The sequence below is a fragment of the Frankia sp. Hr75.2 genome (assembly GCF_949319125.1).
In the GTDB taxonomy this organism is placed as follows: Bacteria; Actinomycetota; Actinomycetes; order Frankiales; family Frankiaceae; genus Parafrankia; species Parafrankia soli.
Map to the genome: position 1 here is coordinate 48,936 of NZ_CASGGV010000033.1, position 22,329 is coordinate 71,264.

Annotated in this window: 22 protein-coding genes; 11 read left to right on the forward strand and 11 right to left on the reverse strand. The window is 72.7% G+C overall.

Annotated features, from left to right (window positions below):
- Nucleotides 1–12: 12 nt before the first annotated feature.
- The gene (locus AC559T_RS03810) at nt 13–810 is read right to left on the reverse strand and encodes a class I SAM-dependent methyltransferase (RefSeq protein ID WP_498867764.1); all 798 of its coding nucleotides are present in this window, start codon (nt 808–810) and stop codon (nt 13–15) included.
- Nucleotides 811–953: 143 nt separating this feature from the next.
- Here AC559T_RS03810 and AC559T_RS03815 point away from each other — a divergent pair, with 143 nt between their 5' ends.
- Nucleotides 954–1,811: a phytanoyl-CoA dioxygenase family protein gene (locus AC559T_RS03815; RefSeq protein WP_498867765.1), complete on the forward strand. Its 858-nt coding sequence runs from the start codon at nt 954–956 to the stop codon at nt 1,809–1,811.
- Nucleotides 1,812–1,861: 50 nt separating this feature from the next.
- Here the strand turns inward: AC559T_RS03815 and AC559T_RS03820 are convergent, their stop codons facing one another.
- Both AC559T_RS03820 and AC559T_RS03825 read right to left on the reverse strand, forming a co-directional pair.
- Nucleotides 1,862–2,203 carry a hypothetical protein gene (locus AC559T_RS03820; protein ID WP_112106486.1) on the reverse strand — a complete coding sequence of 114 codons (342 nt, stop codon included), beginning with the start codon at nt 2,201–2,203 and terminating at the stop codon, nt 1,862–1,864.
- A gap of 118 nt (nt 2,204–2,321) precedes the next feature.
- Nucleotides 2,322–2,531 carry a hypothetical protein gene (locus AC559T_RS03825; protein WP_071059758.1) on the reverse strand — a complete coding sequence of 70 codons (210 nt, stop codon included), beginning with the start codon at nt 2,529–2,531 and terminating at the stop codon, nt 2,322–2,324.
- A 643-nt stretch (nt 2,532–3,174) separates the two neighbouring features.
- Between AC559T_RS03825 and AC559T_RS03830 the strand changes: the two genes are divergently transcribed.
- The 3 genes from AC559T_RS03830 (at nt 3,175) to AC559T_RS03840 (ending at nt 4,938) form a co-directional block, all read left to right on the forward strand.
- Nucleotides 3,175–4,038 (forward strand): helix-turn-helix domain-containing protein, encoded by an 864-nt coding sequence (locus AC559T_RS03830; RefSeq protein ID WP_498867766.1) that lies wholly within the window; start codon nt 3,175–3,177, stop codon nt 4,036–4,038.
- Nucleotides 4,035–4,274 (forward strand): DUF397 domain-containing protein, encoded by a 240-nt coding sequence (locus AC559T_RS03835; protein WP_071059760.1) that lies wholly within the window; start codon nt 4,035–4,037, stop codon nt 4,272–4,274. The genes AC559T_RS03830 and AC559T_RS03835 overlap by 4 nt, the downstream gene beginning before the upstream one ends.
- Nucleotides 4,275–4,725: 451 nt before the next feature.
- Complete coding sequence (locus AC559T_RS03840) at nt 4,726–4,938, forward strand: hypothetical protein (protein WP_498867800.1); 213 nt, start codon at nt 4,726–4,728, stop codon at nt 4,936–4,938.
- Nucleotides 4,939–4,971: 33 nt separating this feature from the next.
- Here AC559T_RS03840 and AC559T_RS03845 read toward each other — a convergent pair whose 3' ends face one another.
- Together AC559T_RS03845 and AC559T_RS03850 are read right to left on the reverse strand one after the other, a co-directional pair.
- On the reverse strand, nt 4,972–5,898 hold the full coding sequence (locus tag AC559T_RS03845; RefSeq protein WP_498867767.1) for an NAD(+)/NADH kinase: 927 nt from the start codon (nt 5,896–5,898) through the stop codon (nt 4,972–4,974).
- A complete protein-coding gene (locus AC559T_RS03850) occupies nt 5,895–6,959 on the reverse strand; it encodes an SPFH domain-containing protein (protein WP_071059762.1) in 1,065 nt (354 codons plus the stop codon). Before AC559T_RS03850 ends, AC559T_RS03845 begins: the two co-directional genes overlap by 4 nt.
- Before the next feature lie 99 nt (nt 6,960–7,058).
- Here AC559T_RS03850 and AC559T_RS03855 point away from each other — a divergent pair, with 99 nt between their 5' ends.
- A complete protein-coding gene (locus AC559T_RS03855) occupies nt 7,059–7,994 on the forward strand; it encodes an NUDIX domain-containing protein (protein WP_368952825.1) in 936 nt (311 codons plus the stop codon).
- Between the two features lie 306 nt (nt 7,995–8,300).
- Here AC559T_RS03855 and AC559T_RS03860 read toward each other — a convergent pair whose 3' ends face one another.
- From AC559T_RS03860 to AC559T_RS03885, 6 genes are all read right to left on the reverse strand, one after another.
- Nucleotides 8,301–8,570 (reverse strand): hypothetical protein, encoded by a 270-nt coding sequence (locus AC559T_RS03860; protein WP_020572301.1) that lies wholly within the window; start codon nt 8,568–8,570, stop codon nt 8,301–8,303.
- Nucleotides 8,571–8,678: 108 nt separating this feature from the next.
- Nucleotides 8,679–9,791, reverse strand: a complete 1,113-nt coding sequence (locus AC559T_RS03865; protein ID WP_112106489.1) for a DMT family transporter — start codon at nt 9,789–9,791, stop codon at nt 8,679–8,681.
- 172 nt (nt 9,792–9,963) lie between these two features.
- A complete protein-coding gene (locus tag AC559T_RS03870) occupies nt 9,964–11,136 on the reverse strand; it encodes a glycosyltransferase family protein (RefSeq protein ID WP_498867768.1) in 1,173 nt (390 codons plus the stop codon).
- A complete protein-coding gene (locus AC559T_RS03875) occupies nt 11,133–12,224 on the reverse strand; it encodes an NAD-dependent epimerase/dehydratase family protein (protein WP_498867769.1) in 1,092 nt (363 codons plus the stop codon). The genes AC559T_RS03870 and AC559T_RS03875 overlap by 4 nt, the downstream gene beginning before the upstream one ends.
- The gene (locus AC559T_RS03880; protein WP_071059767.1) at nt 12,221–13,357 is read right to left on the reverse strand and encodes a DegT/DnrJ/EryC1/StrS family aminotransferase; all 1,137 of its coding nucleotides are present in this window, start codon (nt 13,355–13,357) and stop codon (nt 12,221–12,223) included. Before AC559T_RS03880 ends, AC559T_RS03875 begins: the two co-directional genes overlap by 4 nt.
- An 880-nt stretch (nt 13,358–14,237) precedes the next feature.
- Nucleotides 14,238–14,975, reverse strand: coding sequence for a metallophosphoesterase family protein (locus tag AC559T_RS03885; RefSeq protein ID WP_112106491.1), 738 nt, complete (start codon nt 14,973–14,975; stop codon nt 14,238–14,240).
- A gap of 207 nt (nt 14,976–15,182) precedes the next feature.
- Here AC559T_RS03885 and AC559T_RS03890 point away from each other — a divergent pair, with 207 nt between their 5' ends.
- The 6 genes from AC559T_RS03890 (at nt 15,183) to AC559T_RS03915 (ending at nt 22,297) form a co-directional block, all read left to right on the forward strand.
- Complete coding sequence (locus tag AC559T_RS03890) at nt 15,183–16,049, forward strand: amidohydrolase family protein (RefSeq protein WP_498867770.1); 867 nt, start codon at nt 15,183–15,185, stop codon at nt 16,047–16,049.
- 77 nt (nt 16,050–16,126) lie between these two features.
- Nucleotides 16,127–16,636, forward strand: coding sequence for an MSMEG_0572/Sll0783 family nitrogen starvation response protein (locus AC559T_RS03895; protein ID WP_071059770.1), 510 nt, complete (start codon nt 16,127–16,129; stop codon nt 16,634–16,636).
- Between the two features lie 435 nt (nt 16,637–17,071).
- Nucleotides 17,072–18,277, forward strand: coding sequence for an MSMEG_0568 family radical SAM protein (locus AC559T_RS03900; protein ID WP_112106493.1), 1,206 nt, complete (start codon nt 17,072–17,074; stop codon nt 18,275–18,277).
- A 5-nt stretch (nt 18,278–18,282) separates the two neighbouring features.
- Nucleotides 18,283–19,743 carry an MSMEG_0567/sll0787 family protein gene (locus AC559T_RS03905; RefSeq protein ID WP_071059817.1) on the forward strand — a complete coding sequence of 487 codons (1,461 nt, stop codon included), beginning with the start codon at nt 18,283–18,285 and terminating at the stop codon, nt 19,741–19,743.
- A complete protein-coding gene (locus AC559T_RS03910; RefSeq protein WP_498867771.1) occupies nt 19,740–20,741 on the forward strand; it encodes a carbon-nitrogen hydrolase family protein in 1,002 nt (333 codons plus the stop codon). Before AC559T_RS03905 ends, AC559T_RS03910 begins: the two co-directional genes overlap by 4 nt.
- On the forward strand, nt 20,741–22,297 hold the full coding sequence (locus tag AC559T_RS03915) for an FAD-dependent oxidoreductase (RefSeq protein WP_112106495.1): 1,557 nt from the start codon (nt 20,741–20,743) through the stop codon (nt 22,295–22,297). Before AC559T_RS03910 ends, AC559T_RS03915 begins: the two co-directional genes overlap by 1 nt.
- Nucleotides 22,298–22,329 lie beyond the last annotated feature (32 nt).

Genomic DNA, 22,329 nt, shown 5'->3' on the forward strand with positions numbered 1-22,329 from the left:
AGGGTAATTGACTTATCTTGCGCGAGCCGGCGTCCCGGGAGACTGGCTCTCGAAGATCAGGCAAGGCGTACGGATTCTGGCTGGCCGGGCCTCGGCCGGGTTCGGGAGACCGCGAAGAGCGTCCAGCGCGGGTTCGACGATCGTGGACCATTTCGACGCGGGGACGTCCCAGAAGGTCGACCATGTCCGGAGCTCGATCTGCCGGGCGGCTTCCAGCGGGGTCGAGGGACGTCCCGCGCCGGTGAGGGTGAGGTCGGCGACCAGGCGCAGGCCGGCCTGCTCGGCGAGCCGGGTGACGGTGTCGGGCGCGTCGCGACGGGACGCACCGTCGGCAAGCGTGGCCTGCGTTGCTTGGATGATCTCGGAGATGTCCGATCCGTCGGGCGCCCCGGCCCCGACGAAACCGAACCGGCCGCCCGGGCGCAGCACCCGGACGACCTCGGCCAGCACTGCGGGCTGATCGCCGACGAGGTGCAGCACGTGCACCGCGGCGCAGGCGTCCACGGTGCCTGAGCGGAGTGGGATCGCTGTCGCGTCAGCGCGCAGGATCCGGCCGGGCAGCCGTCCCACGGCGCGGGCGAGCATCCGCTCGGAGAGATCCACTCCGGCCACGGACCAGCCGAGTTCGACGAAGGCGGCGGAGACCAGACCGGTACCGACGCCGATCTCCAGCAGCCGCGCGCGTTCCGGGGACGTCTCGCCGAGCAGGTGCGGAGCGAGCGCGGCGGCGACGGTCCGGCCACGTTCCGCCCCGCCCCGCGTCTCGTCGTAGCGGTCCGCCATACGGTCAAAGTTCACGGACTCCGGCACAGTCCAAGGCTAATCCCGCACCACGACACCCCGCCGTCGCAGGCCGCCGCCCAGCGCGGACGCGCCGAGGTGAGCGGCGAAAAATGCGTGGCGGGCGGCTGCCGGTCGCGGGCAGACTCGTTCACCGGAGGTGGTCGCGGCCCATGACGTCCGGATTCACGGCCGAGTCGTCCCGTCCCATGCTTACCGGCGAGGAGATCGAGAGGTTCGTCGCGGACGGATTCGTGCGGGTGGCTGGGGCGTTCAGCCGCGCGGTCGCCGACGCGGGCCGGGCGATTCTCTGGGAGACGATCGACGCCGATCCCGCGGACAGCGCGACCTGGACGCACCCTGTCGTCCGCGTGGGCGGGCGCGCCGACGAGCCGTTCCGCACCGCCGCGTCCTCGCCGCGGCTGAGTGCCGCGTTCGACCAGCTCGTAGGCCCCGGGCGCTGGCTGCCCCGGGTCGGGCTGGGCACTTTCCCGATTCGTTTCCCGCACCCCGACGACCCGGGCGACACAGGCTGGCACATGGATGGCAGCTACGCCGCGGACGACCCGGCGCAGGCCGCGGCGACAGCGCCCTGGCCGTGGCTCAATGTGGCCTCACGCGGCCGTGCCCTGCTGATGCTCTTCCTGTTCTCCGACGTCGGCCCGGCCGATGCCCCGACCAGGATCAAGGTCGGTTCGCATCTGGACGTCCCGCGGTTCCTCGAGCCGCTCGGTGGGCGCGGGACGGACGTCCTGAGCCTGTGCCGGACGATGGACGCGGCCGGCCGGCTCGACGCCGCGGACCGTCCGACCGCGCTGGCCACCGGGCAGGCCGGGGACGTCTACCTCTGCCACCCGTTCCTGATCCACGCCGCGCAGGTGCACCGGGGGTCGACTCCCCGGTTCCTCGCCCAGCCGCCGCTCGAGCCCGACGGCCCGCCGCTCCTCGGCGACACGGATCTCCCCTGCTCTCCGGTGGAGCAGGCGATCCACCGCGGGCTGGGAGGCGACGACCCGGCGGCCTCCGGCTGAGCCGGCCGAGGCGGTTGCGGCGGTTGCGGGCCGGCTCTGACAGCCTGCGCTCAGGAGGCTTTGACCTGGCGGCGGAGCCTGTTCCGCGGGCGCGGGCTCACCGTTCCCGGCGGCGGCGCCGACGGAGCGACGAAGGCGGACGGGACGGGGAGCGGCACCGGCGGCGGCGGTGCGCAGTAGCCGTACTCGACCTGGCGCCGCCAGACGGTGAGTCGGCACTGCTCGCCGCTCACCGTCCAGGTGCGGCGCTCGGCGCGGTCCTCCACCTGTACGGGGCCGGTATTCGCGGGTTCGGCTGATCGTAGGTGCGCCCAGGAATGCGCGTCCTCCCACTCCGCGAACGTGCCCACGAGCTCACCGTCGCCGTCGAACACAAGAAATCGCCGGGTCATCGTCGTCCCGCCTCTCTTCTCACCGGCCGGCCGGGTCTTTTCGGCGGTCGGGTTGTCTCGCCGGTCGGAAGGTCTCGCCGGTCGGTGGGTCTCGCCAGCTGGTGGGTCTCGCCGCGCTTCACCGGACCCGGCGGATACCCGCCGGCGACAGGAAGGACAGCGGCGCGACCAGGTAGTCGACATAATGGTTCTCGACCGCGTACGCATCGGCGTCGGACGCGGAGTCGAAGGCGAGGACGATCCGGCGCGCCCGACGCGGACCGGCCGCGAAGAGGATCACGCCGAACATCGAGGAGGAGTCGGGGTCGTCAGCCTCCCCCAACCGCATCGTGGCCGGCCGGACGCGCCTGCCGCAATGACCCCTGCTGCGTGAGTAACGATTCATCGGGACTCCAGTTCCCAGTTCTGGCGGGGCGGCCGCGCGGGCGCGGCACCCGCCCCCGCGAAGGCGCTCCGGACGGATGTCGGTCACGAACCGGCCGGCGGCTGGGGCTGTCACCGGACACGGCATGGCCGAGACCATCGCCGGCCGACGGGCGGCACGGCGCACGGCAGCCTGACGGGCGGCACGGCGGGCAGCGGCCTGACGGGCGGCGGGCACGGTCACCGGGCCGACCGCACGGATCGACGGAGGGACCATGCCGACGTGGCAGGCCGACCCGATGGCGCAGCCCAACCTGATGTGGGCGGCCGACCCGCCGTGGCAGGGCGGGCGGCACCGGCTCACGGCCATCCATCCCGTCCCGACCAGCACCGACGCTCCCCCGGTAGGCCCCATCGTCGACAACATCTCACCCAGGGGCTCGATTTCGCCACTCAAGGTGAGCACCGCTTCTGCAGCATGGAGCTTGCACCACGCATATGCAAGCCCTTGTGTGTTGGTTTCACTACAGATTGCGCACTATCTATGTGATCAGATTGTGGATGCGTAACGGAATGCTCCACAACGGTTCCGGTGACCGGGAGGACGGGTGACGGCGAGGAACAGCGGTCCCACGGTGCGGCGCCGGCGGCTCGGCGCCGAGCTCCGCCGCCTGCGCGAGGCCGCGGGTGTGGACGTCGAGCAGGTCCGCGAGGTGCTGCGCTGCTCGGCGTCGAAGGTGAGCAGGTTGGAGAACGGGCGGATCCCGGTGCGCACGAGGGATGTGGCGGACCTGCTCTGGCTGTACGGGGTGACTGACGCCGACCACCGCGAGGCGCTGCTCGGCCTGGCCCGCGAGTCGCGGCGGCACGGTTGGTGGCAGGCCTACCAGGACGTGGTCCCGGCCTGGTTCGAGGTCTACATCGGCCTCGAGGCCGATGCTTCCTCGATCAGCGTGTACGAGCCGCAGCTCGTCCACGGCCTGCTGCAGACCGCGGACTACGCGCGGGCGGTGATGCGCGCGAGCAACCCGGAGGCGCCCGACGACGAGATCGAGCGCCGGGTGGCGCTGCGGCTCGACCGGCAGTCGCGGCTGCGCGGCGACAGCCCGCCCCGACTCTGGGTGATCCTCGACGAGGCGGTCCTACGCCGCCCGGTCGGCGGCGCGGCGGCGATGCGCGCCCAGCTCGAGTGGGTCGCGAAGACATCCGAACTACCGAATGTCACCGTTCAGGTGCTTCCCTTCGCAGCCGGGGCACATGCCGGTATGGGCAGCACATTCTCCGTTCTGGGATTCGCGGACGAGACGGATCACGATGTGGTCTACATAGAAAAAGGCGCCGGAAGCCTCTACCTGGAACGTCCGTCAGAAATTCGCCGCTATAGAGTCAGGTTGGATCACCTGATGGCGTCCGCTCTTGGCCCGGCGGACTCCGTGGCGTTGATTTCCGCTGTTTCGGAGGAGCTTCGATGAGGACATCCAGGAAACCGGCGGTCACCGACCCGGCCGCGCTCCCGTGGCGCAAGAGCAGTCACAGCGGCGGGGAGGGCGGCATGTGCGTCGAGGTGGCCGACGTCGACGGCGGTGTGGCGGTCCGCGACTCCGCCGACCCGCTCGGCCCGGTTCTGGCCTTCAGCAGCGCGGAGTGGGAGGCCTTCCTCGCCGGGGTCCACGACGGCGAGTTCGACCGCCCGCGCGCCCGCCGCTGACCGGCGGATCCGGACAGCCGGCGGGTGTCAAGCCGCTGACCAGCCGTTCTTCGGCTCTTGCGTAACCGGCTCACGTCGCGCACTCTGTAGATGTTCGTGCGGGCCGCGTTGTTCCAACGTCACGGTCGTGTCGATCGTGCGATGCCCGCTGAGGCCGAGCGCGGGCGCACGGTGCCCGTCCCGTCACGGAGGAGCGACGTCGTGATTGCCATCGAGCGGGTACCCGCCCCGGCCTGACCCGGCACGATCTGCCGGGCGGTCACCCCACGCCGGCTCCGTGACCGGGCCGCCTGCCCATCGCACACCGCACTTCCGACCAGCACCGACGGTCGCGTCGAGCCCGATCCAACTGCTCCGCTCGGTCCGCTACAACCCAGTCCGCTCAACAGTTCAACCCGCTCTACTGCTCAGTCCACTCAACAGCCCAGCCCGCTCGGCCCAGTCCGTTCCTTTGGATTCGCCCGTAGTACTCCACCTGTTCCCCTGGTACCGGGAGGTGATCGCCGTGGCCACCGCCACGACCAACCTGCTGAACACCCCGCTGAGCGATCCGCGTGCGGAGCGGGTCCGCCGCGCCGCGCTCGCCGCGTATGTGGACGGGAAGGTCAGCTTCGCGCAGGCGAACTCCCGGGTCAGCAAGGCGATCGAGCGCTTCGGGCACTGACCGCACGTCAGACCGCAGGTCAGGGACCGTGCGTCAGATGAGGTTCAGCCGCCGGTCCGCCATGCCGATCGTGAGGCGTTGGCCCCAGGTGAGAGCCACCGAGTCGGTCTCGATGCCGTCACCGAAGACGACCAGACGCTCGGATTCGACCAGCAACTCGAGCCGGACCGCTCCGACGAGGAGCCCCTCGGTGCAGGCCGTCCCCGTGGTCGGGGACGGCCACGCCTCACGGGTGAACCAGATCAGGGCGGGCGCCTCGCCGGCCGGCAGGTCCAGGGCACTGTGCCGCTCGCGCCAGACGGACCGGCACCACCCGGTGCTGCCCGTGCCGGTGCTGACGATCAGGCCGGACGATGCCTGCCGCTCTGTCGTGACTCCGTCGTACCCGGGCGCGCGCAGGAGGTAACGGGCCGTCTGGTGGCCGGGGTCCCCGATGTAGACCTCGTTCAGGGCACGCACGACCTGTCCGTCGTCGGAGCGTGCCTCGACCATGGTGAGGTGGCGCAACGGGCCGCCGGCGCCGCCCGCGCCGCCCGCGCGCCGGAGCGCTTCGGCGACGGCCAGCAGGCGCCCGGTCTCGCCCGGCTGGTGCCGGACGAGCACGCCGGGGTTGCGCGAGGGATCGGCGTCGATGCCCACGACGGGCTGGTCGTCGACGTACTTGGCGACGTTGGCGACGAGGCCGTCCTGGCCGACACAGATGATCACATCCTCGGGGTCGAACAGGAAGCGGTCGAGGTCGGCGCGCTCCACCTCGCCGCGCCGCCAGCTCGGCGGCACCGCGGCGGCCACCTGGCGCCGCGCCGCCGTCTGGGCGGCGTGCCGGGCCTCCACCTCGGCCATGTCCCGGCCCCGCGACCGCAGGAAGAACTCCGCCTGGCCACGGGTGCCGTGGTGCTCCAGCAGCTCGGTGTACTCGGTGCGCCGGTGGACGATCACCGCGCGCGGGGCGAGGCTCACCGCTCGCCGCCGGCCGGGACGGCGGCCGTCAGGCCGGGCCGGGCGAAGCGGGCGAACGCCTCGGTGAGGACGTCCGGCGTGATGGTGAGGGCACCGATGTCCGGCAGGTGGTCGGCCAGGTCGCGCACGGCGAGGGCGACCAGCGTCGCCGTGTCCATGCCGGCCAGCGCGCCGACCCGGGCGGCCTCGGCGTCGGCCTCGGCCGCGCCGACCAGGCGGACCGCGTCGGCACGGGCGGCGGCCTCCAGCCGCACCCGCTCGGCCTCGGCGCGGGCCGCGGTCTCGGCCCGCTCGGCCTGCGCGGTGGCGCTGATCCGCGCCGCCGCCGCCTGCTCGGTCATCCGGCGTTGCTCGTTGGCGCCTTCCTGGACGACGAGCTGTTCCCCGCGGCGGGCCAGCTCGATTTTGCTCTGCAGCTCGTTCTCGCCGATCCGGCGCTCCTGCTCGACCGCCAGCGCGCGGCGGCTGTAGGTGGCGCGGTCGGCCTCAGTCTGGATCTTTTCCCTGGTAGGGGTGCCCAGCGCCTTCTCCACCTCCGGCACCGGCCGGATGGCGACGACCCGGACACCGACGAGCGCGATCCCGGTCTGGGCGAGACGGGCGTCGCCGCCGAGGCCCTGGCCGACGCGCTGGCGGACCGCCGCGACGCCGTCCACCAGGGCGTCGGTGAGCGGCATGCGGACGAGCTGGTCGGCGGCATACTGCTGGGCGGTCTCCGTGATCATCTCGGCGAGCCGGGCGAGCGGGTCCTCGCGCCAGCTCCCCAGCTCGGGGTCGATGCCGAAGTCGAGACGGCTCGCGGCGAGCGCCGGGTCGGCGATGCGGAAGGTGACCGTCGACTGGACGGCGACGTCGGCGAAGTCCGCGGTCCGGGCGTGGAAGACGACCGGAAGCTCCCGGTCGTCCACCGGGACCTCGCTGATCACGGCCGTCCGCGGCCGGTACCAGAACACCAGGCCGACGCCCTCGTGGGCGACGGCGGTGCCCCGCTGGTGGCGGATGTACGCCGTCGGGGTGCCACGCAGGTGGCGCAGGAACAGAACACGGCTGATATCGGCCATCGCCGAACCTCCTCACACTCTTATCGTCGAACTGACGATAAGAGGGACTGTAGAGCCCTACCCCCCTTTTCGTCAACCTGACGAGATACCATCGCCGCCATGACCACGCCGCCCGCCGCCGGCTCCCGCACCGCGCCCGGCTCCCGCCCCACGCCCGGCTCCGGCACCCCGTCCGAGTCCGGCGCCACGCTCGACTCCGGCGCCGCGCCTGGTCCGGCCGAGATCCTCCCGGCCGAGATCGTCCCCGTTCCGCTGGCCGTGGATCTCGTGGTGCTCACCGTGCGCGATGACACTCTCTGTGTCCTTCTGGTGCGGCGCGGGATCGAGCCGTTCGCGGGGCGATGGGCTCTGCCCGGCGGGTTCGTCCGGCCCGACGAGGATCTCGACGCGGCCGCCGTCCGCGAGCTACGGGAGGAGACCGGCCTGGCGCGCTCCACCGGCCATCTCGAACAGCTCGCGACCTATGCGGACCTGGACCGCGACCCGCGCGGGCGGGTGGCCACGGTCGCGTACCTGGCGCTCGCGCCTGACCTTCCGGTTCCCGTCGCCGGCACCGACGCGGCGGCCAGCCGGTGGTGGGCGGTCACCGACATCCCGCGAGCCGGCTCGGACGGCGACTCGGGCGCAAACGGTACGGACGGCGGCACAGGCGAAGGCGCGGGGAGCGCGGACGGCGGCGCGGGCGGGGACGGCCGCGCGGTCGGCGGGATGACCGGGCTGGCCTTCGATCACGCCAGGATCCTGGCTGACGGGGTCGAACGTGCCCGTTCAAAGATCGAGTACAGCCCGGTGGCGACGGCGTTCTGCCCGCCAGAGTTCACCGTCGCGCAGCTTCGGCGGATCTACGAGATCGTCTGGGGAACCCGGCTGGACCCTCGCAACTTCCACCGTAAGGTCACCCGCACGGCGGGCTTCCTCGTCCCGACCGGACGGACCACAACGCGGGACGGCGGCCGTCCGGCCGAGCTCTTCACCCGCGGGGACGCCTGCCTGCTGCATCCGGCGATGCTGCGGCCGGAACCCGGAGACCGCTGACCCGCCCAGCACCGTGTGTCGCCCGGGACCAACGCCCCGGAACGACTCAGGAGCACCGAGACGGAACAGGCAGCGCCAATGCGGTCGTACCTGTGGACTCGCTCACGCGATGCACACTTCAAGAAACCGTTAGTAACGCATCGCGTGCCGAGCGTGAGACAGTCGTTGTGGCCGGCCGCCCGGGTTCACCCCCCGATCGCCCGGGCGCCCGGCCGTCCATCCGAGTGAGGCGCACCAGCAGCCCCGGCCACGAGCCGGCGCCGGCGACGGCGACGTGCACCGGAAGGCCCAGGAACCGCAGCGGGCTCAGTGCAGGGCGGGCGGTTCCGCCGCGCGGGACACGTCCTGGTCGAGCGCCGCGCGACTGAGGGCCGCCGTCCAGCGGTGGAAGTCAATCAGTGATGCGCGCGGCTCCTGGCGCCACAGCGCCTGGGTCACGTAGGCGGACAGGCCGTTCGGGCCGACCCGGCGCAGCACGACCTCCAGGAGATCGCTCGGCAGATTGACCGAGACGACCCGGTACCCCGGATCCTGGTATCCCGCCGCATCGTCGAACCCCGAATCGTCCGCGTACACGCGATCCACCAATCCCGGCCGAGCGGGGCCGCACCTCGAACGCCTGCCGCGATGCCCTCACCGACCCACGGGCCCACGGGACATTTCGCCCATGAGCCCCATCCTGACTCAGCTCTGCGCACTCCGCAATGGGTCCATGACCACGCCGAACCTGTCGGCCGACCCGTGCGCGGGCGCGCCGCCCGGGGCGGTTCCGCCGCCGTCGTAGCCGGCTCCCGTCCCGGGAACAGCCCAGTCATCCTGGTCGGTGGCACCGTCGAGGGGACGATAGCCGTCCTCGTCGGCGGGGTCGTAACCGGCTCGGGGATCGACGACCGGCTCGTCCTCGACCGACCGGTTGGCGGCCATCCGGTCGCGGCCGAGCGCGCCGATGCCGGCGGCGACCATCACCAGCGAGACGACGAAGGCGAGCAGGCGCGGGCCGTCCGGCGCCGGCTCGTCGAACAGGGTCAGCCCCAGGGTCACCGGGAGGAACGCCGAGACCCCGCTGGTGACGGGGAAGGCGATGACCGCGGCCCGGCCCTGCAGGCCGCGCTGCTCCAGCCCGAGGGCCAGCACGGAGAACAGGATGAGGACGTAGGGCGTCGGCGTGGACAGCAGGTCGATGAGCGTCGAGTCGCTGTTGCGGCGTTCGTGCACCGCGAGCCCGATCTGGCGGGTGGCCAGGGTCGCGATGGCATAGCTGACCCCGGCGGCCAGCCCGAACCCCAGCGCGGCCCCGGCGACCTGCCGTTTCGCCGCGGCCAGGTTCGCGCCGAACGCGCACAGCAGCGAGAAGATCAGCCCGAGCACCAGGAAGGCGAGCAGGACGCCGTTGCCCGCCGGGCTGCCGACCTCCGCGTTGCGGTGGAAGGCGTAGGCGAGCAGCCCGACGCCGGCCACCATCAGGCCCACGCCGCTCCAGCCGACCCGGCTGATCTGTTCACCCAGCGCCCGGCGCGCGAGCAGGGTGAACACGATCATGTCGAGGGCCATCACCGGCGCGACGAGCGCGACCGGCGCCACCGACAGGGCGTAGACCTCCAGCAGGAACGAGCCGGCCTCAACCCCCAGACCGATCAGCCACAACGGCCGGGTGGCCAGCCGGGCCAGCAGGCCGAGCCCGAGGCCGGTACCGGCTTCCTCCCTCCGGGCGGCCATCGCCTGTAGCAGCGGCGCGACCCCGTACAGGGCCGCCGAGACAATGGTCGTGGGCAGCCCGATTACGAGCGCCGTGTTCATGCGCGGCTCACCATCGCAGCGTCCCATCCGCCGACACGGGCGGCCGAGCCAGGGTGCGCCGCCCCAACGGCGGCGACCCCGGCGGCATCATCTCCCACAACGCGACGGCTCCCCCAGCACATCTCATGACGTATTGACTTTCATGGCACCTGGCCCACCCGCGCGCGCGGCATCACCAGTGGACGCCCAGTCCGATCTGGGCCAGCGCCGCACCGAATGCCTGCTCCCAGGCCTGTGGGCTGACGGCGACCCGCTGCGAGGGCGGCTTGACCCGGTCCAGACAGGCCAGGGCCGACCGGGTCAGGGACAGCGAGTCCGTACTGGTCACCTCGGCATGGCCGCGGTCGAGCTCCTTCTGCAGGTTGTCCCGCCCGTGGCCGGGGACGACGTCCATCAACAGCAGGTCGCGCCCGATCACGCGAGCCTCGCTGCACGTGTCCCCCGACGAGGTCACCACCAGGTTACTTGCGGCCATGAGCTCGGGAATCCGGTTGGTGAATCCGAACGGGATCACCCGGTGGTCGCGCTGCGCGAGGGCGGACAGCCGCGCGGCCAGCTTCTCGTTGCGGCCGGCGACGGCGAGCACCCACACCCCGGCCGCGGCGAGTGCCTCGGCGGCCTCGACCAACGGGCCGAGGCCCCACGATCCGGACATCAGCAGCACGCACCGGCTCTCCAGCGGGATGCCGAGATTGCCCCGGGCCTCCTCCTGGGTCGGCGGGTCGTAGAACGGCGTCCGCACCGGGGTCGGCACCACGGCGACCCGGGCCTGCGGGGCGAACCGGCGCACGTAGCGGGCCGCGGTCTGGGACGTCACCAGGAACAGGTCGGTGTTGTCCTGCACCCAGATGCGGTGCACGCAGCAGTCCGAGGAGAACACGGCCGTGGTCATCCCCGGAAACTCCGACTTCAGCCGGCTGACCGCCGCCGCGGCGGAGGCGAAGATGGAGATCACCAGGTCGGCCGGCTCGGCCCGGATGTCCTCGCGCAGCCGCGGCACGAGAAAGTGGCTGGACGTCCGCTCGATGGCCCGCGCCACCCGCCCGCCCGTGCGTAGCTGCGAGAAGTGCAGCGCGTCGTACACCCCCGGGACGGCGATCAGCCCACGGAAGGCGTTCTGCCCGAGCGTGCCGTTGCGGCCGTCCGTCATGCGCAGGCAGTCCGCGGTGCGGGTGTGGAACCCGCGGCGCTCCAGCGACGTCGCGCAGGCCTCGGCCATCACGTCGTGGCCCATTCCGAGGGAGCCGGAGAGCAGCAGCACGTTCCCGCGCCGAGACTCGGGCTCGCTCTCCGCCGTGACGTCGCCCATGATCCCCTCGATCCCGTCCATCTTCGACACGCTCATTCCGATGAGGTTGCGGAGACGCCGAGATCCCCGATCGACGGCGCAGTCACCGCGGGTGGCTGCCGGTTCGCCTGATACCACTCGATGTACTGCCGGACGCCGTCCAGGAACGGCGTCGTCGGCCGCCAGCCGAGAAGGCCGGCGGCCCGCTGCGCGGAGATCTCCCGGCCGCGGAAGTCCCCCGGCCGGGCTGGCATGTGCTCAATCTCCGTCCCGGGGAAGTGCCGCTGGACGGCCTGGGCCATCTCCAGCACGCTCACCGGCTCGTTGCCCTCCAGAGCGAGGGTGGTGTTCGCCGCGGAGTCGGCGAGCGCGAGCACGTGCGCGTCGGCCAGATCACGGACGTAGACGTAGTTGCGGAACTGCAGGCCGTCGCCGGCGACGGTCAGCGGCCGGCCGTGCACGGCGTTGTGGACGAACCTGGCCAGCACCAGCTCGTCACGCATGCCGGGGCCGTAGGGGATGCCGTACCGCAGGATCGTGAACGGGAGCCCGTAGGTCTGCTGGTAGCTGTGCAGGAGCAGCTCGGCCGCGAGCTTGGTCGAGGTGTACACGTGCCCGGCTCGCGCGAGCACGATCTCGGCGTCCTCGGTGAGCGGCGCGGGCCGCGGATGGTCACCGTGCCCGGCCGGAGCGGGGACGCTGCCCGCCGCGAGCCCGGACGGCTGCTCGGTCGGTTGCGCGGGCGGCTGAGCGGGCGGTTGCTCGGTCGGTTGCGCGGGCGCGTCGGCCACGGCGCCGTAGACCCAGACGGTGCTCGCGAACACGACGCGGCGCACGCCGGTGCGCCGGGCCGCCTCGCACACCTTGCCGGTTCCCTCCACGTTGAGGCGCACCGTGCGCACCGGGTCGGCGAAGGCGAAGTCGACGTTCGACATTCCGGCGATGTGAAAGACGACGTCCACGCCCGTGAACGCGTCGACGAGCGCCTCGAGCTCGAGAACGTCGATCTCGCGGTAGGCGGCACGCGGGTCGGGCCGCCTGCAGGTGCTCAGGTCAAGCGACAGCACCTCGTGGCCGGCGTCGAGCAGGCGGTCGACGACGTGACCGCCGATGAATCCGGATCCTCCCGTGACGGCTATCTTCATCGCCGGGCACCGTCCAGTTCCATTCCGTGGACGACGGCACGGAATGCCGAGATGACATGTTCGGCCTCGGCGTCGGTCATGTCGGAATGCAGTGGCAGGCAGACGTGCCGCGCGCAGATGTCCTCGGCCACCGGCAGCTGGACCTGCGCATACCGCTCGAACACCGGCTGCTGGTGCAGCGGGGCTTCGTACACCTCACCCGCCATGGAGACACCGTGTCCCTCCCGGATCTCCTTCTTCACCTGCGTCCGGTCGACGCCCCGGGAAAGAAGAACCGGGTACTTGTAGTAGTTGGTGACGCCGCCCTCGACCGCCTGCGGCCGTTCCACGCCCAGTTCGTCGATCGCCTGGTCGTAACGGGCCGCGACCCGGCGTCGGCGGGCCAGGAAGTCGTCGAGGTGACGCAGGTGGACGCGGCCGGTTGCGGCGTGCACCTCACTCATCCGCCAGGCGTACCCCTCGCGGATGTGAATGTTGCCGAGGAATCCCGCCTTGCCCTGGTCACGATAGAGGAGGGCTTCGTCTCGCAGCCGGTCGTCGGATGTGACGACCATTCCACCCTCACCGCACGTGATCAGCTTGGTCGGGTAGAAGGAGAACGACCCCGCCACCCCGAAGGAACCGGCGTGCCGGCCGGCGAGACTTGATCCGTGCGCGTGGGCCGCGTCCTCGACGAGCACGATGCCCCGCTCGTCGAGGAGGCCACACAGCTCGTCGATGTCCGGCGGAATCATGCCGCCGATATGCACGACGACGACGGCTTTCGTCCGCGGCGTGACGGCTGCGGCGACAGTCTCCGGGCTGAGCGCGAAGGTGTCTGCGTTCACATCGGCGAAGACCGGTGTGCCGCCGGCGCGGAGAACCGCGAACGCGGTGGCAGCAAAGGTGTTCGTGGGCACGACGACATCGAATCCGCCCACGCCGATGCTTCTTAGGATGATCTCGAGGGCGGCCGTTCCGCTGTTCACGGCGACGGCGTGGCGCGCGCCGTGCATGGCCGCGAACGCCGCCTCGAATTCCTGGGTGTGCGCACCGAGAGTCAGGGCACCGGTCGAGAGGACCTCGGCCGCGAACGACGCGACCTCTGCGCGGTCTTCTGGCGAGAACACGATGCGCGCCGCGGGGACCTGCACCAGTTCAACCCCCCTAGGTCAACGAGCCTATTAGCTGTAGTCAGTCGCGCACGCAGCGCGAGCAGCTTCGAACGCTACCGGCTCGCCCCCGGACCGGCTCGCAACATCGCGAAACCTGACCATCCGAACTGGTCGAAACCAAAGGTCCGGTCCACCCAGATCGCGTTGATTTGCACCGGACCCTGCCGTTGGCAGGCTACAGACCCCCGACAGGGGGTCGGCCGCTACTGCCGCGTCGATGCCGCGACAACCCCGTCGACACATCACCGCACGCCTTTTTCCTTCACCTGATCCCCACCGCAACGTAACCGTGCACAGTGTTTGCGCGACACACCGCAACCGAGGCCAGACGATTGCTACTCATCAGGATCAGTCGGGTTCGTGTTGTCATCACCAGGATGAACGCGGATCACCAAATGGGTAGGCCCGATCGGTGTCGGGCATCCGACGGCACGACAACTCCCCCAGGCGCTCACCCACCGCCCGGACATCTGCCTAACAGGCATCCGGCTGGCAGACGCCGAGTTGCCACCCACCCGCCCGACATACGCCCACAGACGGCCGGTAGCACGACGAGGCCGAGCGCTCACGGCCGGTGCGGGACGCGGCGGGGATGAGATCGGCTGCGCGCTCCGGGCCACACCCGGGGCAGCGCACGCGGATGCGGAACAATGCCCGGCGACAGGTTCCATCGGCATGCCACCGACATTCGGCACGGGGGGAAGAAGAAGTCCCGGCGATCGCGCGGCTCCTTGCGTACGGGGGGAACGCAGGGAGTGCGGAGATCGCCGGGACTTCCATTCACTTTACGACCCCCAGATGGCAGACGCGACAGGACTAAAGTCCCAACCCTGGCCCGAACCGTGGCCCGGCGGCGGGCTCACGCCTCCTCGAAGACGACCTCGCCGCGATCCGCGTCGAAGAACAGCCAGTTGGAGGGCCGCCCGATCGCCGGGCCCACGTTCACCACGACGGTGACCGGATCGGGCCCCGCGACGCGTACCGGCACCGGCACCCCGGAGACCACCGGGACGGACCGGACCGCTCCGGACCGCCCGGCGCCGGGGAACCGCGGCTCCCCGGCCCGCCCGCTCTCGGCCCTGGACTCGGGTTCGCGCTCGGGCTCGGGCGCGGGCTCGGCGCTCCAGCGGATCTCGAAGACGGCCCGGTGGTGGGTGTGCCCCACCAGCACCAGCGGGACGGCCGGCACGTCGCGGGCGCGGGGGACGAACGAGCCCGAGCCCGGATCGACATCCCAGCCGATCTGGTGGCCGTGCATCCCGACCGCGCAGTCCACATGGGTCATCGACACCCCGGACAGCAGCGGTGCCAGCAGCTCCGGCACCTGCTCCGGAGCGAGCAGGTCCCGGATCCGTTCCTCCTGGTTGCCCAGGATGCGCCGCAGGTCGGCGAGCTCGGCCCACAGCTTGGGGTCGGGATCGACGACCTCGTCGAGCGGCCAGAACCGCCCTGGATCGTGCCGGCGCATGGGCACCTTGGCCTCCAGGTAGTCACCCAGGCAGACCACCTCGTCGACACCGACCTCGTCGGCGGCGGCGAGGACCCGCCGCAGGGCCTTGCGTTTTCCGTGCAGGTCGGCCATGACCGCGTACCGCATGCCATCCAGCTTGCTCCGCAGGCGGGAGGCTGGACGGCGCGATCAACAGAAAGATCACATCGAGTGGACAGAGGAACAGCTCCGACTACCCGGAGGGGTCACCACAGGACCAGGCCAGGGCGGCCGAGGGACCAAAAAGAGCCAGTGGCGCGACCGGGTTGTCACGTTGGCCACACACGGGAAACACCAGGGTGCTTCACTGCCACCGTGCCGCGACCGGACGTACACGATGCGCATCGACATCTCGGGGTGCTGCCGGCCCACCCCTATTACGGTGGACCGCCGGTGGTCCCCGACGTCCGCGCCCGGGCGACGATCGCGCAGCTGCGCGCGGACCTGGACGCCGAGCGGACGTCCGCGGCCGTGGTGATCCCGAACTACGGCGTGCCGAAGCCATCGGTCGCCTTCGGGTTCAACGAGCTCTGTGTCGAGGCGGCCCAGGTGGACGAGCGGATCCTGGCCGGCCTGTGGGTCTCGGCGCGGCCCGAGGACACCGAGGCCACCGAGCGCGCGCTGGCACTGGCGGGCGAGCGGGGCGTGGTCGCCCTCAAGCTCAGCTTCCTGCTGGGCGGGGACGTCACCGACCCGGCCTGCCGGAGCCGGCTGGACCGGATCTTCGCCGTCGCCCGCGCGCACGACCTCGTCGTGCACGTCCACACCTCGCCCGGGGGTGCCGCCGACGTCGACCGGATGGGCACACTGGTCGACGACTACGCGGCCGAGGTCGCCGTCCATCTGGTCCATCTGGGCGGTGGCGCGAGTGGGCACATCAAGCTGATCGGCGGTCGCTTCTTCGACTGGGTCGCCGCCGGGCGCCGGGTCTACACCGACGCGAGCTGGGCGGTCGGCTTCGCGCCGCGGTGGTTCGCGGCGGAGGTGGCCCGCCGTGGCCTCGGCCACGACCGGCTGCTGTTCGCCAGCGACGAGCCGTGGAGCGACCACGAGGGCGAGCTCGCCCGGCTCACCGGTGCCATCGGCGACCCGGAGCTCGCCCGGAGGGTCCTCGCGGAGAACTTCCGCGACCTGTATCTGCGCGAACGGACACCGCGACCACACCCAGCGACTACTTGGTAACCGTCGGGCGGCCAAAATGTAAGTAGTCGATCACAACCGCCAGATTGAGACACACGGAGACCGAGACAGGAGCACGCATGGAGCTGACGGAGCTGGAGCGCCAGAGCCTTACCGAGGTTCCGCACCCCTCGCTGCCGCCCGGGAGCAACCTGTACGGCTCGACGAAGCTCTTTCCCGACTACCAGGCCGAGGACGGCGAGTCCTACCTGACGCTCGTCCACGGCATCGCGCACGAGTCGTCGGTGAGCTTCGTCGCGATCCTCCAGGCCACCCGGGCACTGCGCAAGGGCTTCGAGTCCGTCATCTACTTCTACGGGCCCGGCGCGATGAACTGCATGGCCACCCGCGGGTTCCCGCACACCGGCGACTCCGCGTTCGCCGGCGAGCACAACATCAACGCCCAGATCGAGACCTTCATCGAGGAGGGCGGCAAGGTCTACGTCTGCCGGTTCGGGCTCTCCCTGCACGGCCTGCGCGAGGAGGACCTCATCGAGGGCGTCATCCCCGCGCACCCGCTCGACATCCAGGACTGTGTCATCCATTACACCCGCAAGGGCGCGATCGTGAACTCGACGTACATGCTCTGACGCCCCGCATCCGGCTCCGGACGTCCCGGCTCCGCACCGCCGGCTCCGATCACCGCGGGCTCCGATCACCGCGGGCGGCTGCCATCTGCCCCGCCCGGAGCCGGGACGTCCGGTGCCGGACGCACCGGCGTCCGGCCACACCGCACCCCAGCGACACCGCACCCCAGCCACAAGCATCGCGACACCTCCGCACCTCGCCAGTACCCGGCACCTCGGCGTACCGGGCCCCGCGGACATGGGCCCCGCAGGCATGGGCTCCCGCGCGTCCGCGCGCCGGCCGGCACCTCAGATGCCTCCGAACCTCAGATGCCTCCGAACTTCAGGTGCCTTCGAATGTCTCCACCCCGATATCTCCACCCCGATCTCCCGCCCAGGCCCACAGGCGCTGCCCCACCCGCGACCGGGCCGGGCGCGGATTCCCGACGGGAGACACAGATGAGAAACGGTCCGGCGGCCGAACACCGGCCTGACGACGGAGCCGAGGCCCCCGTGTGGGCCGAGGCCGCGGCCTGGCTCGGCGAAGCATCTGACCGGCCCGAACGGGCGGGCGGCCCCCTGGCCCCCGTGGGCGCCCGCCCGTCGGGCGGACTCGACCTCGCGGTCCGCAGCGCCGTCGCCGTCCGCGGGGTGCGCGTCGCCACCCCGGTGCGCCGCCGCGGCGGCGCCGGTCCGAGCGACGACGGCCACGTCGTCGTCGCGGGCCGGGGACTGGCCCTGCCGATCATCCCCAGCAGCCCGTACTCCGTCGACGCCGGCCGGCTGCTGCTCGACGGTGTCGACCTCGGCATCGAGGCCAGGCCGGTGCGCCGGCCGCGCTTCTACGACCTGAGCACCGCCGACGGCGTCCCCTACTCCCAGCTCGCCCGGCTGCACGGCGCGGACGTCCTGGCCACGACGGTGCTGCAGACGTGTGTGCGGTACCGGGAGCCGGAGCGCTGCCGGTTCTGCGCGATCGAGGAGTCGCTGCGGGCCGGGGCGACCACCCGGCTCAAGACCCCCGGGCAGCTCGCCGAGGTGGCGCTGGCCGCCGTGCGGCTCGACGGGGTGCGCCAGATGGTGATGACCACAGGCAGCACCGCCGGCCCGGACCGCGGTGCCTCGCTGCTCGCCGAGTGCGTGCGGGCGGTGACGGACGCCGTCCCGGGGCTGCCCGTCCAGGTGCAGTGCGAGCCGCCGGCCGACCCCGCGTTCATCGGTGAGCTGCGCGCGGCCGGGGCGAGCACGATCGGCATCCACATCGAGTCGCTGGACGAGGCCGTCCGGCAGCGCTGGACGCCCGGCAAGGCCACCGTCTCGGTGGAGCGGTACGAGCGGGCCTGGGCCGAGGCCGTCCGGGTGTTCGGCCGCAACCGGGTGTCGACATACCTGCTGATCGGGCTCGGCGAGGATCCGGACGAGCTGGTCGCCGGCGCCCGCCGGCTCATCGCGATGGGCGTGTACCCGTTCGTGGTCCCGTTCCGCCCGATGGCGGGCACGCTCGCCGAGCGTGACGGGGCGCGGGCACCCGAGCCCGCCCTCGTCGCGGATGTGACGGCCCGCGTCGCCGCCGAGCTGCGCGCGGCCGGCATGCGCGGCGCGGACCAGGGCGCGGGCTGCGCGGCCTGCGGGGCGTGCTCGGCCCTGCCCCAGGCCGGGGGGTGATCCTGATGTCCAGTCTGCTGTCGGGGGGGCACACGCCGATCCGGCACCGCACCGTGGACACACTGGCGATCTGGGGTGATCGCCGGGCGCTGGCGGGCCAGCCGCCGTACCGCGTCGAGCAGGCCGAGGATCTGGCCACCTTCACCGCCTACGCCCGTCTGCGGCGGGAGGTCTTCGTCGACGAGCAGGGCCTGTTCTCCGCGACCGTCGCCGGCGATCTGGACGAGGTCGACAGCGACCCGCGCAGCATCGTCCTGGTCGCCCGGGTCGTCGGCGGGCCGGATGACGGCACGGTGATCGGCGGGGTGCGGCTGGCGCCGATCTGGCGCGGCGAGGACATCGGCGCCTGGCAGGGCGGCCGGCTCGTCGTCGCGGCGGCCGCCCGCGGGCGCTACGCGGGGGTCGGTGCCGCGCTGGTCCGGGCGGCGTGCGCGCGCGCCGAGAACGAGGGGGTGCTGCGCTTCGACGCCGCGGTGCAGCCCGACCGGGCCCGCTTCTTCGGCCGGCTCGGCTGGATGATCGCCGGGACGACCACGGTCGCCGGCCGCCCGCACGTGCTCATGCGCTGGCCCATCAACCGGCTGGCGGCGGTGGCGGCCTCGATCAAGGCCCCGCTGGCGACCCTGCTGGCCGGGATGCGCCCCGGCGGCCCCGGGTTCGTCGGTGACGACGGGGCACCGGTGCCCGGCACGGACGTCGTCGCGGCCTGCGACGCGATCGTGCCGTCGATGGTCGAACGCGACCCCTACTGGGCCGGCTGGTGCGGCGTGCTGGTCAACCTCAACGATCTGGCGGCGATGGGCGCCCGGCCGGTGGGCATGCTCGACGCGGTGGCCGGCCCGACGGCGTCCCGGGTCGCCCGGGTGATCGGCGGGCTGCGGGCGGCGGCGGAGCGCTACGGCGTGCCCATCCTGGGCGGCCACACCCAGCTCGGGGTGGCGGCCGCGCTGTCGGTGACGGCGCTGGGCCGCTCCGAACGGCCGATCCCCGCCGGCGGCGGCCTGCCGGGGCACGCGGTGACCCTGACCGCCGACCTGGGCGGTGACTGGCGCCCGGGGTACTCCGGCCGGCAGTGGGACTCGACGTCCAACCGCCGGACGGCGGAGCTGCGCGCGCTGCTGGACCTGCCACGCCGGCACCGCCCGTGCGCGGCGAAGGACGTCAGCATGGTCGGGATCGTCGGCACGCTCGGCATGCTCGCCGAGGCGAGCGGGTGCGCCGCCGAGCTGGACGTGGCCGCGGTCCCCCGGCCGGCGGGCGCCACCGTCGGCGACTGGCTCACCTGCTTCCCCGGTTACGCAATGCTCACCGCCGACGTCGACGACCGCCCCGTTCCCGCGCCGAGCCCGGCGACGTCGCAGCGCTGCGGCCGGCTGCTCAACGGGACGGGAGTGACCCTGCGCTGGCCGGACGGTGTGCTGACCCCGGCGCTGTCCGGCCATGTGACGGGGCTGGGCCACGCGTGAGCGCGGACCGCGGGGATGGCGCGCACGGGGGGCCGGAGCCGGCCTCCCGCGCGGTGACGATCGCCGCGGTGACCGCGCCGTTCACCCGTGACCTGGACGAATGCCTCGCGGCGATCAGTCGGCTGGTCGACGGGGCCCGGCGGCGCGGGGTGGATCTCCTCGTGCTGCCCGAGGGGGCGCTCGGCGGCTACCTGCGGGCGCTGCCCCCGCGCGGGGACGATCTGGCCCCGCGCGGGGGGCCACCCGCCCTCGATCCGGACGGTCCGGAGATCACCCGGCTGGCGGCGATCGCCGGGGATATGGTGGTCTGCGCGGGATACGCGGAGCGTGACGGGCGGTACCGGTACAACAGTGCGGTGTGTGTGCACGGTGATGGCGTCCTCGGCCGGCATCGCAAGGTCCACCAGCCGCTCGGCGAGTCCCTCGCCTACGAGGCCGGCCGTTCCTTCACCGCGTTCGACAGCCCACTCGGCCGGATGGGGATGATGATCTGTTACGACAAGGCGTTCCCCGAGTCCGGGCGTAGCCTGGCGCTCGCCGGCGCGGACATCATCGCCTGCCTGTCGGCCTGGCCGGCCTCGCGTACCCACGCGGCCGACGACATCGCCGCGGACAGGTGGCGGCACCGCTTCGACCTCTACGACCAGGTGCGCGCGTTGGAGAACCAGGTCGTGTGGGTCTCGTCCAACCAGGCCGGCACGTTCGGCTCGCTGCGCTTCGTCGGCAACGCGAAGATCGTCCATCCGGACGGCTCCGTGCTCGCCTCGACCGGCACGGGCGCGGGGACGGCCGTCGCGACGGTCGACGTCACCGCGGCGCTGCGGGCGGCCCGCAGCGGCCTGAACCACCTGCGGGACCGCCGCGGCGCGAGCTACGAGAAGCAGTGCCTGCTCGCCGGTGAGCCCTACGACCCGCGGCGGGCCGCCCGCCCGGCGGCCCCCCGGCCCACGGCCGAGCACGGATCTCGCCCGTCCCGGCCCGCGGGACCGGCGCACTGATGCCCGACGCGATCATCATCGGCGCGGGGGCGGCCGGCCTGACCGCGGGCCTGCTGCTCGCGCGCCGCGGCTGGCGGGTCGACGTGCTCGAACGGGACGTCGACGACCGGCCCGGCGACCTGGCCGGCATCGACGACTGGCGCCGGCCGGGCGCGACGCAGACCTGGCACTCGCACGCCTTCCTGGCCCGCTGCCGGTCGCTGCTGGCCGAGCACGCCCCGGACGTCCTCGCCGCGCTGCGCGCCGCGGGCGCGCTCGAGGTCCGGCTCGCCGAGCACGCGCCGCCGACGCTGACCGGCCCCGCTCCGGCCGACGACGAGCTCGTCGTCCTCGGGTGCCGGCGGGCGGTGCTGGACTGGGTGCTGCGCGAGGTCGTCGCCACGCAGCCCGGTGTGACCGTTCGCTCGGGGACACGCGTCGTCGGCCTGCGCATCGAAACCGATCCCGCCCCGGCGGGGCCCGCGTTCTCGCGCGGGCCGGTGCGGGTCCGTGGCGTGCGGTTGGCTGACGGCTCCAGCCGTGACGCCGACCTCGTCGTCGACGCCGCGGGGCGGCTCTCGCCCGTGCGACGGTGGCTGGCCGACGCGGGCGCCGACCTGCCGGCGCCGGCCGAGGCCGACTGCGGCATCGCCTACTACTCGCGCTACTACCGGCGTAGCGGCCCAGCGCCGGACATCGCGCTCAACCGCGGTCACACCACCGGCGCCTCCTTCGACCGCTACTCCTGCCTGATGTTCCCAGCCGACGGCGACAGTTTCTCGATGACCTTCGGCGTGCTCCCCGAGGACACCGGCATCCGGGTGCTTCGGCACGGCGCGGCGTTCGACGCGGCGGTGCGGTCCATCGAGATGTTCGTCCCGTGGCTGGACCCCGGGAACGTGCGGCCGGTCTCGCCGGTCACCGCGATGTCGCACCTGGCCAACCGGCTGCGGCCGCTGGTCGCGGACGGGCGTCCGGGCGTGCTCGGGCTGCTGGCGATCGGCGACGCGGCGGTCATCACCAATCCCGCTCACACCCGCGGGGTCTCGCTCGCCGTGCTCGGCGCCGTCCGGCTGACGGAGGTCGCGAGCGGGCTGCGTGACCCCGCCGAGCGGGCGCTCGCCCTGGACGAGTCGATGCGGGCGGAGCTCGCGCCGTGGTTCGAGGACTCGTGCGCCCAGGACGCGGCCCGGCTGCTGCGCTGGCGTCCCGAGCAGCCGGTCGTGCCGCAGGCACGGGGTGCCGAGCCCGCCGAGGGCGCGCCGCCGACCGGCTACACGCCCTGGCCGGCGGCCCCGGCCGGCGGTGCGGGCGCCGCGCGGCCGGCCGGCGTCACGAACGGCGAGGCCTACCTCGCCGCGCGCCGCGACCCGGAGATCTGGCACCGGTTCACCCGGCTGCAGAACCTGCTCGCCGCCCCGTCCGACGTGCTGGGCGACTCGGGGTTCGCCGCGCGGGTCCGCGAGATCCTGGCGACGGGCTGGCGGCCCGCGGGCGTACCCGGGCCGAGCCACGACGACCTGGTCGGGCTGGCCACCGACGCGCTCGCCCGGGTCGGTGCCCCGGAGCCCCGGTGAGCGGGAGCGCGGCAGGCGGGAGCGCGGCAGGC